This window comes from Eubacterium ramulus ATCC 29099 (genome assembly GCF_000469345.1).
In the GTDB taxonomy this organism is placed as follows: Bacteria; Bacillota; Clostridia; order Lachnospirales; family Lachnospiraceae; genus Eubacterium_I; species Eubacterium_I ramulus.
This window is the reverse complement of sequence record NZ_KI271136.1, coordinates 1-12,942: the sequence shown is the minus strand read 5'-3', so window position 1 is coordinate 12,942 and position 12,942 is coordinate 1. Positions and strand designations below refer to the sequence as shown.

The following is a 12,942-nucleotide window of genomic DNA, read 5'->3' as shown; positions in this document are numbered from 1 at the left end:
TTAATGACCCGCCCTGATATGAGCATAAAAGTATCATTAGAAAAACAAATGAAACGTACATCATATATTAGCAACTCTTATAAAAAATATAACAATATATAATTGGCAAATTTACATGATTCAAGGTAAGATGTAAACAACAGATACAATGACTATTCAGAGCCATCTCGATTTCGCTACGCTACATCTCGATGTGGCTTCTCGCCAAATAGATTTACAACTAAAAGTGTTCATTCATGCCAGCATGATTCACACTTTTATTGTAAACCTGCTTGGCTCTGAATAGTTACATAATTACATGAGGGATGAAAGGAGCACATACAAATGGCTAAAGTAGGAATTGTAATGGGCAGTGATTCAGATATGCCGGTCATGGCAAAGGCAGCAGAAATTTTGGATAAATTCGGTATCGATTATGAGATGCGTATCATCTCCGCACATCGTGAGCCGGATGTGTTTTTTGACTATGCAAAATCCGCAGAGGAGAAAGGATTCAAAGTAATTATTGCCGGAGCAGGTAAAGCAGCTCATCTGCCGGGTATGTGCGCAGCAATCTTCCCGCTGCCCGTCATCGGAATCCCGATGAAGACATCTGATCTGGGTGGAGTGGATTCTCTGTATTCTATCGTGCAGATGCCGAGCGGAATCCCGGTGGCAACCGTAGCAATCAACGGTGGTGCAAATGCCGGTATTCTGGCAGCAAAGATCCTGGCTGCTTCTGACCCTGAGCTTTTAGAAAAACTGAAAGCTTACACAGAGGAACTGAAATCCCAGGTAGTGGAAAAAGACGAGAAATTGCAGGAAACCGGATATAAAAATTACGGGAAATAACCGGTACAGCGAATTGCTTTTTTCAAAGAAGCAATCCGTGAAATAGAAAGAACATGAAAATATGTGCTGATACATAACGGAGGAATTCAGAATGGATTATAAAAAAGCAGGTGTAGATATTGAAGCTGGCTACAAATCAGTAGAGTTAATGAAAAAACATGTAAAGGAAACCATGCGCGCAGAAGTTCTTGGCGGACTTGGTGGATTTTCCGGAGCATTTTCTTTAAACAAAATCAAGGAAATGGAAGATCCGGTACTGTTATCCGGTACAGACGGATGCGGTACCAAAGTAAAACTTGCATTTTTAATGGATAAACATGACACCATCGGAATTGATGCCGTTGCAATGTGTGTGAACGATATTGCATGTGCAGGCGGAGAACCGCTGTTTTTCCTGGATTATATTGCCTGTGGCAAAAACTATCCGGAGAAGATCGCTGAGATTGTAAAAGGCGTGGCAGAAGGATGTAAACAGTCTGGTGCAGCACTGATCGGTGGTGAGACAGCAGAGCATCCGGGTCTGATGCCTGAGGACGAGTATGATCTGGCCGGTTTTGCAGTTGGTGTTGTTGACCGCAAAGACATGATCACAGGAAGTGAATTAAAAGATGGTGACGTACTGATCGGTATGGCTTCCAGTGGTGTACATTCTAACGGATTCTCCCTGGTTCGTAACGTATTCCGGATGGATGAGGATACATTGAATACATATCATGAAGAACTTGGAAAAACACTCGGCGAGACATTATTAGCTCCGACAAGAATTTATGTAAATGCATTAAAATCCATCCGTGAGGCTGGTGTGACCGTCAAAGCATGCAGCCATATCACAGGCGGCGGATTCTACGAAAATATTCCGCGTATGCTTATTGATGGCAAACGTGCAGTTGTTGAGAAAGACAGCTATCCGGTACCACCGATTTTTGCAATGCTTGCAAAAGAAGGCGATATTACAGAAGAAATGATGTACAATACGTTCAACATGGGACTTGGTATGATCGTTGCCGTTGATCCGGCAGATGTGGACAAGACGATGGAAGCAATCAGACAGGCGGGCGATGCACCTTACGTGGTAGGAAAAATCATCGATGGTGAAAAAGGAGTAGATTTATGCTAAGAATTGCAGTGCTGGTATCCGGTGGCGGCACCAACCTGCAGGCCATCATGGATGCTGTCGCAGATGGAAAAATCACAAATACAGAGATCGCAACAGTCATCAGCAATAATAAAAATGCCTATGCCCTGGAGCGTGCCGCAAAAGCAGGTATTCCAAATTGTTGTATCTCTCCGAAAGACTATGCGGACAGAGCACAGTTTCATGAGGCACTTCTGGCTGCACTGGATGAGGCGCAGGTGGATCTGATCGTTCTGGCAGGATTTTTAGTTGTGATTCCGGAGATGATGATCCGGAAATACAGAAACCGTATCATCAACATTCATCCGTCTCTGATTCCGTCATTTTGCGGAACCGGATATTATGGTTTGAAAGTACACGAAGGTGTATTAAATCGTGGAGTGAAAGTGACCGGGGCAACCTGCCATTTTGTAGATGAGGGAACCGATACCGGTCCGATCATTTTACAGAAAGCCGTTGAGGTAAAAAACGGTGACACACCGAAGATTTTACAGCAGCGTGTCATGGAAGAAGCAGAATGGATCATTATGCCGAAGGCCATTGATCTGATTGCAAATGGCAAAGTAAAAGTGGTTGACGGAAAAGCAATTGTAGAGGAGAACTGACATGAAAGTACTGATCGTAGGAAGTGGCGGAAGAGAGCATGCCATCGCAACAAGTGTGGCAAAAAGCAGTCGTGTAGATAAAATTTACTGTGCACCGGGCAATGCCGGAATCGGACAGATCGCAGAGTGTGTACCGATCGGTGCTATGGAATTTGATAAACTGGTTGCATTTGCAAAAGAAAACGAGATTGATCTGACCATCATCGGTATGGATGATCCGTTGGTTGGCGGTGTTGTAGATGCTTTTGAGGCTGAGGGACTGCGTGTATTTGGACCAAACAAAGCAGCAGCAATTCTGGAAGGTTCCAAAGCATTTTCCAAAGATTTAATGAAGAAATATAATATTCCAACTGCTGCATATGAGAATTTTGATGATCCTGAGAAAGCACTGGAATACCTGAAAACTGCAAAAATGCCGATCGTGTTAAAAGCAGACGGACTGGCACTTGGAAAAGGTGTACTGATCTGCAATACTTTAGAAGAAGCAGAAGCTGGCGTCAAAGAAATTATGATGGACAAAAAATTCGGTTCTGCCGGCAATCATATGGTTATCGAGGAATTTATGACAGGCCGTGAAGTATCCGTACTGTCTTTCGTGGATGGAAAAACAATCAAGATCATGTCTTCCGCACAGGATCATAAACGTGCAAAAGACGGTGATCAGGGATTAAATACAGGTGGCATGGGAACTTTCTCCCCGAGCCCGTTTTATACAAAAGAAGTAGACGAGTTCTGTAAAAAATATGTGTTCCAGGCAACGGTAGATGCCATGGCAGCAGAGGGACGTACTTTTAAAGGAATCATTTTCTTTGGACTGATGCTGACAGAAGACGGTCCGAAGGTATTGGAGTATAATGCCAGATTTGGTGATCCGGAAGCACAGGTTGTCCTGCCGCGTATGAAAAATGATGTTATCGATGTCATGGAAGCCTGCATCGACGGAACCTTAGACCAGATTGATCTGCAGTTTGAAGACAACGCAGCGGTCTGCGTTGTTCTGGCAAGCGATGGTTATCCGGTTTCTTATGAAAAAGGATTCGAAATCAAAGGTCTGGAGAACTTTGAGCATAAAGACGGTTATTATTGTTTTCATGCAGGAAGCAAGTTGAATGAAGAAGGCAGAATCGTGACAAACGGTGGCCGTGTCCTTGGTGTGACTGCGAAAGGTGCTACATTAAAAGAAGCACGTGCAAATGCTTACGCAGCAACCGAATGGATTGATTTTGCAAATAAATATATGCGCCATGATATCGGAAAAGCAATTGATGAGGCATAATTTATGAAAAAAGCAGTTATTTTTGATATGGACGGTACGTTGTGGGATTCCGTAGATGAAATCGTGGAATCCTGGAACAAGACCTGTCCGGAAATGAACATCCGCAGAGAACAGCTGATCGGCCTTATGGGAAAAACCATGGACTGTTTTGCAAGGGAACTTCTCCCGGAATATGAGATGGATCAGGCGATGGAGATCATTCATGCCTGTGAGCGGGATGAAAATGAATATCTGAGTCATGTTGGTGCAACGTTGTACGGAGATGTCCGAAAAGTATTTGAGCGCTTGCGCGGCATGGGATATGAAATCGGCATTGTCAGCAACTGCCAGGCGGGATATATTGAAGTATTCCTGGAGTATTACCACCTGGGTAATCTGGTGGCAGATATCGAGTGTTATGGCAACACGCAGCAGCAGAAGGATGTGAATCTGAAAGCACTGATCGAGCGTAATCATTATGAAACGTACTACTACCTTGGAGATACTCAGGGAGATTACAATGCATGTCAGAAAGCAGGAGTTCCGTTTCTGTTTGCGGCATATGGTTTCGGAACAGTGGATGCCCAAGTTCCGCAGGTGGAGAGCCTGGAGCAGTTACCGGAAGTAATGAAATATTTATAGTGTTACAGTTCACTTATCATATGTAGTAAAGCCCCCGTTGGGAAAATCCCAGCGGGGGCTTGTATTTTTACCTCAATAATCTTAGTTATCCTTGCGTATTTATCATCGCATAAAATGCATCCTGGGTGATCAGATCCGAAGCACTTTTGATGAGACCAAGGTCAATCATTGCCTGAATGGTGTTTGTACAGGACTTAGATAAGGAAAAAGATACTTCGATGGAGGAGTAATAATTTTCCGGTCTGGTATTCTGGACGGCAGTATTTGCGGCATTTATCGGGGCAGCTTTATAATACCCGGATGTATTTGCTGACTTCCCGGATGGCAGCAGGTCTGTCAGGTATTCAATGTCTCCCGGTACCTGTCCGTAGAAGTAAAAACTGTCGTAGTAAATCGGGTTGTCTTCCGTGTCATGGATTCCAAGTCCGGCAGGATAGTTTCCGGCAAGGATATCTGCCTTGAGTGCTTCATACAGAGTCTCTGTCTGCTGCTGATCCAGGCTTACATTTTCATCATGCCCATTTTTATCCACATGGCTGAAGTTACCGTTTATGAAACTGATATCTTCGTAATTATTACAGAGCAGGTAGCGGAGCAGATCTTCCTTACCGGTTTCCAGTCTGGAAATCTGATAAGCCGGTGTTGTCTTGTCCTTCAACGTTGCATTCGTTACCGGAATTTCATAGCGACGCATCACTTTACGCCCGTTTTTCAGATAATAAGTAATCTGAATGGAAGATATATAATCACCGTTACTGTATGAAACAGAAGTAGAAGTATTGGATCCGGTGCTGTCGGAGGATATCGATGTTGCAAATTCTGCATTTTGTGCTTCCGGAAGATTATATTTTGAATGGTTTTGCTGGTAGGAATAAGACAGATATTCCTGTTTGTGATCCAGAAGGTTCCGGTGAATTTTTTTCAGTGTTTCAAAATCAGCCTCATCACGGTATAAATGCTCATAATCTGCGTACATATAAATGGCGGCAATCTGATCCGTTTCCGGGATTTTCCGTTCTATGTGGAATGCATCGCTTCGGATCAGACCGGTTCCGAGCAGGCAGATTGCAATGCAGACCGCCCATTCCACCCAGCGTTTTCCGGAAAATACATGGAACCGTTTATTTAAGAGCATTTCTGATACGAAAAAGCTTATAAAGGAACACGGAATCAGAAATACAAAAAGTGATGTTGCCATACGTGCAGTGTTATCAAAGAGCAGGCTGGAAAGAAGGTAGGAAAGACCAAATCCGCCAACCAGTGAAAGCATCCAGCGAAAACAAGGGTACAGCCAGCCAAAAGCAACCACATCACCGGTACATTCCAACGGCCGCTTCTGATAAAATACATAAGCAAGAATATAAAATACCACGGCTGCTATGCAATACAGACCGATCAGCATGCCGCCCTGCATATTGATCTGATCCACTGCAGTAAAATCATTGTTCATGGACCAGTTCAGGGATACATGATCTAGCAGATACACAAAAGGTGAAAGTACCGCATCTCTTGTTTCTGTCAATGTAGTGCTGACCTGATCGCCAAGGATTTTCATGCCATAACACATAGAAGAAACGATCAGTGTGGCAATCGATTTGATGGCAATATAGAGAAAATGTCCTACAAAATAGTAAACAGCAGCGGCAACTGCATGACCGGTGAGCATACAGCAAAATACGGCAAGTGTATAAAATAGAAAACTCATGCCAATTGTGTAAAGTAACCAGTACAGCAGATATTCTACCGAGGAAATGTTGTTTAAAATACATACGATCAGGTTCAGCAGAAATGTGATCAGCTGCGGGAGCAGCAGAAACAGAAATCCGCTGATATAATTTGTGACAAACAGTTCACTGCGTTTTACCGGAAGTGCATGGATCATATGGCAGCTGCGGGTGGAAAACAGGTAGGAGAATACCGTGATCGCCGCCACCAGTGCTGCAAAAAAGATAACATATGGTTCCAGATTTCCGCTGATGCATTCCAACATGGTCGTTAACCGGGAAGTGGCCGGTGAAACAGTATCTGCGGACTGTGCCGTGATATAACTGCGGGTATTTAAAAACATCCGTACAGTCATGTGGAAAAAAAGGTAGGCCAGTTAAACTGCACAGACCGGCCAGAACCGGCTCATATTTTTCCGGAAAATTGCTTTATTAAAACAGGATGTCTTTGATTTCATAATTCTTTCCTCCCATTTCATAGATAAAGATTTCTTCCAATGTAAGAGGAAGGATATCGATCAGCATTGGGTGTGTTGCTTCCAGGATGGCTTTGGCGCGCTCCGGATTACCCTTAACGATCAGCGTATATACACGGCCGGTGTTTGACATGTGTAATATTTCAAAATCCGGTGGAAGGGTCGGCATACCTTCCTGAAATGCGACCTGGATTTTGGATACATTTCCCTGAAGATCGGAGAGAGAACGCTCTACAATGATCCGGCCTTTGTGCATGATGCCCACATGGTCACAGACATCCTCCAACTCACGCAGGTTGTGGGAGGAGATCAGGATCGTAGTCTTATTTTCGCTGGCTTTTGATAAAATGATACTCCAGATCTGGCGGCGCATGACAGGATCCAGTCCATCCATGGGCTCATCGAGTATCATCAGTTCCGGCATGGCACAGATAGACAGCCAGAAAGCGACCTGTTTCTGCATACCTTTGGAGAGTCTGCGGATGTTGCGTCTGGTGTCGATAGTCGGGAAAAATTCCTGCAGCCGGTCAAATAGTGCCGTATCGAATTTCTGATAGATGCCCTGATAAAATCGTTTCATTTCCAACGTATCTGCCTGAAGAAAGTAAAACAGATCATCCGGAATATAAGTAAATTTTGCTTTTGCTTCCGGATTATCATATACCGGAAGTCCGTCAATCAGGATGGAGCCGCAGTCCGGGCGGTAAATGCCGGTCAGGTGCCGGATCAGGGTGGATTTGCCGGCACCGTTTGGACCGACGAGACCGTAGATCGTTCCTTTTGGAACGTGCAGGCTCATGTCATCTAAGGCCTTAAATCCATGGAATGTTTTTGTAATATGTTCTGCCTGTATCATGCCTGAATCCTCCTTCCTGAGAGGGAAAGGATACGATTCGTGAGTTCATTGACCGGCATGGACAGGTAGAGAAGCTCAGATACGATCTTGTCAAATTGTGGTAGTAATTCCTGCTGGCGGATCTGATTGGTATGGTCCATTTCTGCCGCAAAGGTGCCCTTTCCGGGCAGGGTATAGATATAACCTTCATTTTCCAGTTCCCGGTAAGCCCGCTGGATCGTATTCGGATTGATGGCCAGTGAAGCTGCCAATTCCCGGACAGAAGGCAGTTTGTCATCTTTTTTCAGAGCACCGCTTACAACAAGATGCCGCACATTATCTTTAATCTGCTGATAAAACGGGCGCGTATCGCGGTAATTTATCTGTATCATAGGAAATCTCCTTACCAATAAATTCAAGTTGAACACATTTGTGGATGTCAGACAGATTGTCGGGAGTTTACCGGATGGAAAGAAATCTGTATGACATACAGTGTACTAACCGTGTTGATACAGTTAATATAGCATGCATACAGGGGAGATACAAGGAAGAAACATGGGAGAAAATCTTAATTCTTTCGAAAGATAGCTGTATGAAGTTTTTGTGTGCTTATTTTAAAGCTCCGTTCATTCCTTCTACAAAGAATTTCTGAAAAATAAAAAATACAACAAGAGAAGGAACCATGCTGAGCAGTACAAGTGTCATGCTATTTCCTTTTAATCCCAGCGTCAGAAATACCGTCATAGGTATTTTCTGATCATCATACATAATCAGATGAGCCCACTGATAAGAGTTCCAGGCGTTTGAAAATGCGATGATCGTACCGCAGGAGAAGGTGCTTTTCATACATGGAAGGTAGATGCGAAAAAAGATACCAAGTTCCGATACTCCATCCAGTCTTGCAGCTTCCACAAGTTCATAAGGAAAACCACGGGAATTTTGTCGAAAAATCATAATGATCAGAGGAGAGGCAAGAAACGGTGCCATTAATCCCCAGATGGTGTCAACAATCCCTAATTTCGTATACATCTGAAAGAGTGGAACCATCAACGGCGTGATGGAAATCATCATGGCAAACAGAACAACTTTAAACAGCATATCTTTTTTCCTGTCATGATAAATTTCAAAAGCAAATCCTGCCAGTCCGCAGATAAGTAAAGTGAGCAGAGTCTGAATAATCGTGTAACGTAAGGTAAAACCAAGAGATTTCAGAAACGCTGTGTGAAACAGGATGTAACAGATATTTTCCCAAAGATCTGTTCCCGGAATGATCGGTCCCTCAGACAGCGAGATATTGCCATCACTGGCGCTGCAGATCATCAGATAAAAGGGAAGTAAGAAACAGACAGATGCAATGCATAGGATCAGATAAGATCCGATTTTTTTGTATAATTGTTTCATGAAAAATACCTCTTTTCACATATTCAGTGATTCTGATTCAATCATACATTTGCTGGTTTTTCAAAAGCGTGTTTTAAATTTAACGGAGAAGGTATGATTTCTATGGAAGCCTGTGAATCATGACTTTGAGATAATCAGAATCATTTATATTCAGTATAAGAGGCTTGCTTCATTGTGTATATAATAATATAATAATATTTGTATAAAAATATTAATGTGCAATTTATAAAACTGGAAAAGAGTATCTATGAAATCGATTTTAAAAGCAACAGAAAGTATAACCGGAAAACAGGAAGCATCTTTATATGTCAGTACCATTGGTCTGGAAGAACAGCAAAAGCCAATTGTCCGTCCACATGGCCTGCCTGTGTATCAGATTTTTTATTGTACAGCCGGAAGCGGAGAATTAGTGGTGAATGAAGAACGATATTGTATTGAGGCGGGAAATGGATTTTTCCTGAAAGCAAATGAAATGCACAGCTATTATAAAACCGGATCAGAATGGCGATTGAGTTATCTTGGATTTCAGGGAACACTCTGTGAGCCTTTATTAGAAACATATGGATTGACAAAATCGGGTGCCTTCAAGGTTTCAGCAGATCAGAGATTTATGAAAGAATTCAGGCAATTATATGAATATCTGGAAACGTTTGGGGAACAGGATTCGGCAGAAGTGTCAAAATTATGTTATGGATGCCTGCTGGAAATACTGGAGACAATGAACTGGATAGATGTTGGAAAAAACGCAGAATCAGATGAAGTAATTGAAAGAATTATGGAATATCTGCAAAAGGAATTTGGAAGAGCAATTACATTAGATGAATTAAGCGCAGTGGTCGGACTGAGCAAGGAATATATGTGCTCCTATTTTAAAAAGAAAATGAATAAAACGATTATGCAGGTATTATGTGATATCCGAATTATGAATGCCTGTGTGATGCTAAACCGTTTTCCAGATAAAAAAATAGCTGAGATTTCAAAAAAATGTGGTTTCGAAAGTCCCAGCTATTTCGGAACTGTATTTCGTAAACATCAGGGAATGACACCTGATACTTATCGAAAATGGATCCCAATAGAACATAAATAAAATAAATTAATCCTCTTTTTCCAGTTCTGCAACAATGTCATTTAACATTTGCAGTACATTGTCTTCTCCTACATTTTCAAAGTGTTCGGAAATGGATTCAAGTTTATCGAAAAAGCTTGGTTTTCTTTCGCCTGTCTGTGTGTCACAGGAAGAAGCACAGCTGTGACAACTGCCTGTACATCCGCCCATTGTATTTTCTGCCATATCAATTACCTCCTTAAATATGAATCAAATGATTTCTTTGAATTTAGTATACTACATTATTTTCAGTATTTCTATAAAAAATGTATGAATTTATAGAAAGTTCACACGGTGTAGGTTACTGTTCACACGCGCCATTCGCAAAAGAGCTCGCTTGCGAGCGATACTTCTTGAACTTGGTTCAAGAAGGCAAACGCTTACGCTCTACTTTTGCTCATAAAAAGGCGCTCCCTTCATCATTATGTATCCAAATATTTGCTCATGCATTGCATGACGTGTATCTCGCAGCAAGAATGCCGAGGACATTCTTGAAATTCGGTTGAGAAAATGATTAAAAACGCGTATAATAAAACACATAATTTGGGAAAAATCCCACTGCAAAAAGGAATGTTTTTTCGTGTTATTTTGCAGAGTTTGAGAAGGAGTTTTTAAGTATGAGAGCAAGTGGTATTTTACTTCCGGTAAGCAGTTTACCGTCAAAATATGGAATCGGATGTTTTTCAAAAAGTGCGTTTGAATGGATTGATTTTCTGCAGGAAAGTGGTCAGACTTTCTGGCAGATCCTGCCGTTGGGACCGACCAGCTATGGAGATTCCCCCTATCAGTCATTCTCGACGTTTGCGGGAAATCCGTATTTTATTTCCCTGGAAGAACTGATCGCGGAAGGACTTCTGACCCGTGAGGAATGTGAAACAGCGAACCTGGGCACTAATCCGTCCTATGTGGATTATGAAAAGCAGTATGAGAACCGAAATCCGCTGTTACATAAAGCTTATGAAAACAGCAAAAAACGGGAAGATGCAGACTTCCTGAAATTCGAAGAAGAACAGAAAGCGTGGCTGTCGGACTATGCACTGTTTATGGCATTGAAAGATGTGCATGACAAGCAGGCATGGAATACCTGGGAGAAAGAATTGATCCGGAAAGAGCCGGAAGTTCTGGCAAAATATCGGGAAGAACTTGCGGATGAAATCTGCTATTACGAATATTTACAGTACTGGTTTTTAAAACAGTGGCTGAAAGTGAAAAAATATGCAAACGACCGTGGTATCAGAATTATCGGTGATATCCCGATCTATGTGGCTTTCGACAGCGCAGATGCGTGGATGAATCCGGAACTGTTTGCGTTTGACGAAGATATGAATCCCATTGAAGTGGCAGGCTGTCCGCCGGATGGATTTACCGCAGATGGTCAGCTCTGGGGAAATCCGATCTACGATTGGGAATATCATAAAAAGCAGAACTATGCATGGTGGATCCGCCGGATCAGACACTGTGAAGTGCTGTATGATGTGGTTCGTATCGACCATTTCCGTGGCTTTGATGAGTATTACACGATTCCGTATGGCATGACAAATGCCCGCATCGGTGAATGGAAAAAAGGTCCGGGTATTGCATTATTTCATGAAGTGAAAAAGCATGTGAAAAATATAGAAATCATTGCGGAGGATCTTGGATATATGACGCAATCTGTCCGGGATCTGGTAGCTGAAACCGGTTATCCGGGTATGAAGGTGCTGCAGTTTGCATTTGGCAGTGGCAGTGACAATGAATATCTGCCGCACAATTATACACCGAATTCTGTTGTATATACAGGAACTCACGATAATGAGACACTGATGCAATATCTGGAGTGCACGGAGGAGCATGTGCGCAACCATATCCGGGAGTATATGAACCGTCCGCATGCATCCAATGAAGAACTTTGTGAAAATCTGATCTGGATGGCGATGTCCAGTGTCGGAAAATATTGCATGATCCCGCTTCAGGATTATCTGGGACTTGGAAAAGAAGCCCGCATGAACTATCCATCTACGCTGGGGCATAACTGGGAGTGGCGTGTACGCAAAGAGCAGCTGACACATGATCTGGCAAGTTATATTGCACATATGACAGGATTATCCTATCGCTGGAGAATCGATCCTCCCAAAGAAGAAGAGACGAATGAAACAGATACAGAAAATGAATAAGAATAACAGTTGATGATACAGGGAAACGTGATAAATCCATGTTTCCCTGAAAAACATTATTTCGGCAATTATGAGGATAGTGTCAAATAAGTTATGAAAAATCAGCGACAAAGCAAGAGACTCAAATGAAGCTTATGAGAAAGAAGGATTTTATATGGAAGTAAAAAGACAAAATCATGAATTTCCACCGGTGTATGATGAAAATTCGGAAATACTGATTCTTGGAAGTTTTCCATCAGTGAAATCCAGAGAAATGCAATTTTTTTATGGACATCCACAAAACCGTTTCTGGAAGGTGCTGGCTCAGGTTTTGAATGAGACGGTTCCGCAGACGATACCAGAAAAAAAAGAGATGCTGCTGCGGCATCATATCGCTCTGTGGGACGTGATCGCAAGCTGTGATATCGCAGGATCTAGTGACAGCAGTATCCGCAATGTGGTTCCAAATGATCTCGCTTATATAATAGGAAGAAGCCGGATCACCAGAATTTATGCAAACGGAGCAAAATCAAAACAGCTGTATGACAAATATCTGGCAAAACAGCTTGGCATCGAGGCCGTGCAGCTGCCGTCCACCAGTCCGGCGAATGCGACTTATAGTGTGGAGCGGCTGTTGGAATACTGGCAAAAAATAATAAAGACACCAGAGAAAGAGAGGCAGAGTATGCTTGCATATACAGAAGAAAAAAAGTATACAAAGATTTCATGTATATCGAAGGAATGTGCCAGAGGATAAAAATAATGTGCCGTTTTATCTCAGTCGAGAAGACTCCCACTTCT

13 protein-coding genes are annotated in these 12,942 nt (G+C 42.5%); 8 read left to right on the top strand and 5 right to left on the bottom strand.

Features of this window, described 5'->3' with window-relative positions:
- The first annotated feature begins 324 nt into the window (after positions 1 to 324).
- From purE to HMPREF0373_RS09960, 5 genes are all read left to right on the top strand, one after another.
- Positions 325 to 831 carry a 5-(carboxyamino)imidazole ribonucleotide mutase gene (gene purE, locus HMPREF0373_RS09980; RefSeq protein ID WP_021739587.1) on the top strand — a complete coding sequence of 169 codons (507 nt, stop codon included), beginning with the start codon at positions 325 to 327 and terminating at the stop codon, positions 829 to 831.
- A 91-nt stretch (positions 832 to 922) separates the two neighbouring features.
- A complete protein-coding gene (gene purM, locus HMPREF0373_RS09975; protein WP_021739586.1) occupies positions 923 to 1,948 on the top strand; it encodes a phosphoribosylformylglycinamidine cyclo-ligase in 1,026 nt (341 codons plus the stop codon).
- A complete protein-coding gene (purN, locus tag HMPREF0373_RS09970; RefSeq protein WP_021739585.1) occupies positions 1,942 to 2,571 on the top strand; it encodes a phosphoribosylglycinamide formyltransferase in 630 nt (209 codons plus the stop codon). The genes purM and purN overlap by 7 nt, the downstream gene beginning before the upstream one ends.
- A gap of 1 nt (position 2,572) precedes the next feature.
- On the top strand, positions 2,573 to 3,847 hold the full coding sequence (gene purD, locus HMPREF0373_RS09965; RefSeq protein WP_021739584.1) for a phosphoribosylamine--glycine ligase: 1,275 nt from the start codon (positions 2,573 to 2,575) through the stop codon (positions 3,845 to 3,847).
- Between the two features lie 3 nt (positions 3,848 to 3,850).
- Positions 3,851 to 4,468: an HAD family hydrolase gene (locus HMPREF0373_RS09960; protein WP_021739583.1), complete on the top strand. Its 618-nt coding sequence runs from the start codon at positions 3,851 to 3,853 to the stop codon at positions 4,466 to 4,468.
- 85 nt (positions 4,469 to 4,553) lie between these two features.
- Here HMPREF0373_RS09960 and HMPREF0373_RS09955 read toward each other — a convergent pair whose 3' ends face one another.
- The 4 genes from HMPREF0373_RS09955 to HMPREF0373_RS09940 all read right to left on the bottom strand — a co-directional run bounded on the left by HMPREF0373_RS09955 (position 4,554) and on the right by HMPREF0373_RS09940 (position 8,904).
- Complete coding sequence (locus tag HMPREF0373_RS09955) at positions 4,554 to 6,536, bottom strand: ABC transporter permease (RefSeq protein WP_147597888.1); 1,983 nt, start codon at positions 6,534 to 6,536, stop codon at positions 4,554 to 4,556.
- Between the two features lie 88 nt (positions 6,537 to 6,624).
- Positions 6,625 to 7,524 (bottom strand): ABC transporter ATP-binding protein, encoded by a 900-nt coding sequence (locus HMPREF0373_RS09950; RefSeq protein ID WP_021739581.1) that lies wholly within the window; start codon positions 7,522 to 7,524, stop codon positions 6,625 to 6,627.
- Complete coding sequence (locus HMPREF0373_RS09945) at positions 7,521 to 7,895, bottom strand: GntR family transcriptional regulator (protein ID WP_021739580.1); 375 nt, start codon at positions 7,893 to 7,895, stop codon at positions 7,521 to 7,523. The genes HMPREF0373_RS09950 and HMPREF0373_RS09945 overlap by 4 nt, the downstream gene beginning before the upstream one ends.
- A 217-nt stretch (positions 7,896 to 8,112) precedes the next feature.
- Positions 8,113 to 8,904, bottom strand: a complete 792-nt coding sequence (locus HMPREF0373_RS09940; RefSeq protein WP_021739579.1) for a carbohydrate ABC transporter permease — start codon at positions 8,902 to 8,904, stop codon at positions 8,113 to 8,115.
- 247 nt (positions 8,905 to 9,151) lie between these two features.
- On the opposite strand from HMPREF0373_RS09940, the gene HMPREF0373_RS09935 reads away from it, so the two are divergent.
- The gene (locus tag HMPREF0373_RS09935; protein ID WP_021739578.1) at positions 9,152 to 9,991 is read left to right on the top strand and encodes an AraC family transcriptional regulator; all 840 of its coding nucleotides are present in this window, start codon (positions 9,152 to 9,154) and stop codon (positions 9,989 to 9,991) included.
- A 6-nt stretch (positions 9,992 to 9,997) separates the two neighbouring features.
- Here HMPREF0373_RS09935 and HMPREF0373_RS09930 read toward each other — a convergent pair whose 3' ends face one another.
- Positions 9,998 to 10,195 (bottom strand): hypothetical protein, encoded by a 198-nt coding sequence (locus HMPREF0373_RS09930; RefSeq protein WP_021739577.1) that lies wholly within the window; start codon positions 10,193 to 10,195, stop codon positions 9,998 to 10,000.
- Between the two features lie 431 nt (positions 10,196 to 10,626).
- Between HMPREF0373_RS09930 and malQ the strand changes: the two genes are divergently transcribed.
- Positions 10,627 to 12,162 carry a 4-alpha-glucanotransferase gene (malQ, locus tag HMPREF0373_RS09925; protein WP_021739576.1) on the top strand — a complete coding sequence of 512 codons (1,536 nt, stop codon included), beginning with the start codon at positions 10,627 to 10,629 and terminating at the stop codon, positions 12,160 to 12,162.
- Between the two features lie 154 nt (positions 12,163 to 12,316).
- Positions 12,317 to 12,898: a DNA-deoxyinosine glycosylase gene (locus HMPREF0373_RS09920; protein ID WP_021739575.1), complete on the top strand. Its 582-nt coding sequence runs from the start codon at positions 12,317 to 12,319 to the stop codon at positions 12,896 to 12,898.
- Positions 12,899 to 12,942 lie beyond the last annotated feature (44 nt).

Coding starts and splice junctions, on each gene's coding strand:
- purN (WP_021739585.1), top strand. CDS start 1,942: ATGCTAAGAATTGCAGTGCTGGTATCCGGTGGCGGCACCAACCTGCAG.
- HMPREF0373_RS09960 (WP_021739583.1), top strand. CDS start 3,851: ATGAAAAAAGCAGTTATTTTTGATATGGACGGTACGTTGTGGGATTCC.
- purM (WP_021739586.1), top strand. CDS start 923: ATGGATTATAAAAAAGCAGGTGTAGATATTGAAGCTGGCTACAAATCA.
- HMPREF0373_RS09930 (WP_021739577.1), bottom strand. CDS start 10,195: ATGGCAGAAAATACAATGGGCGGATGTACAGGCAGTTGTCACAGCTGT.
- purD (WP_021739584.1), top strand. CDS start 2,573: ATGAAAGTACTGATCGTAGGAAGTGGCGGAAGAGAGCATGCCATCGCA.
- malQ (WP_021739576.1), top strand. CDS start 10,627: ATGAGAGCAAGTGGTATTTTACTTCCGGTAAGCAGTTTACCGTCAAAA.
- HMPREF0373_RS09945 (WP_021739580.1), bottom strand. CDS start 7,895: ATGATACAGATAAATTACCGCGATACGCGCCCGTTTTATCAGCAGATT.
- HMPREF0373_RS09940 (WP_021739579.1), bottom strand. CDS start 8,904: ATGAAACAATTATACAAAAAAATCGGATCTTATCTGATCCTATGCATT.
- HMPREF0373_RS09955 (WP_147597888.1), bottom strand. CDS start 6,536: ATGTTTTTAAATACCCGCAGTTATATCACGGCACAGTCCGCAGATACT.
- purE (WP_021739587.1), top strand. CDS start 325: ATGGCTAAAGTAGGAATTGTAATGGGCAGTGATTCAGATATGCCGGTC.
- HMPREF0373_RS09935 (WP_021739578.1), top strand. CDS start 9,152: ATGAAATCGATTTTAAAAGCAACAGAAAGTATAACCGGAAAACAGGAA.
- HMPREF0373_RS09920 (WP_021739575.1), top strand. CDS start 12,317: ATGGAAGTAAAAAGACAAAATCATGAATTTCCACCGGTGTATGATGAA.
- HMPREF0373_RS09950 (WP_021739581.1), bottom strand. CDS start 7,524: ATGATACAGGCAGAACATATTACAAAAACATTCCATGGATTTAAGGCC.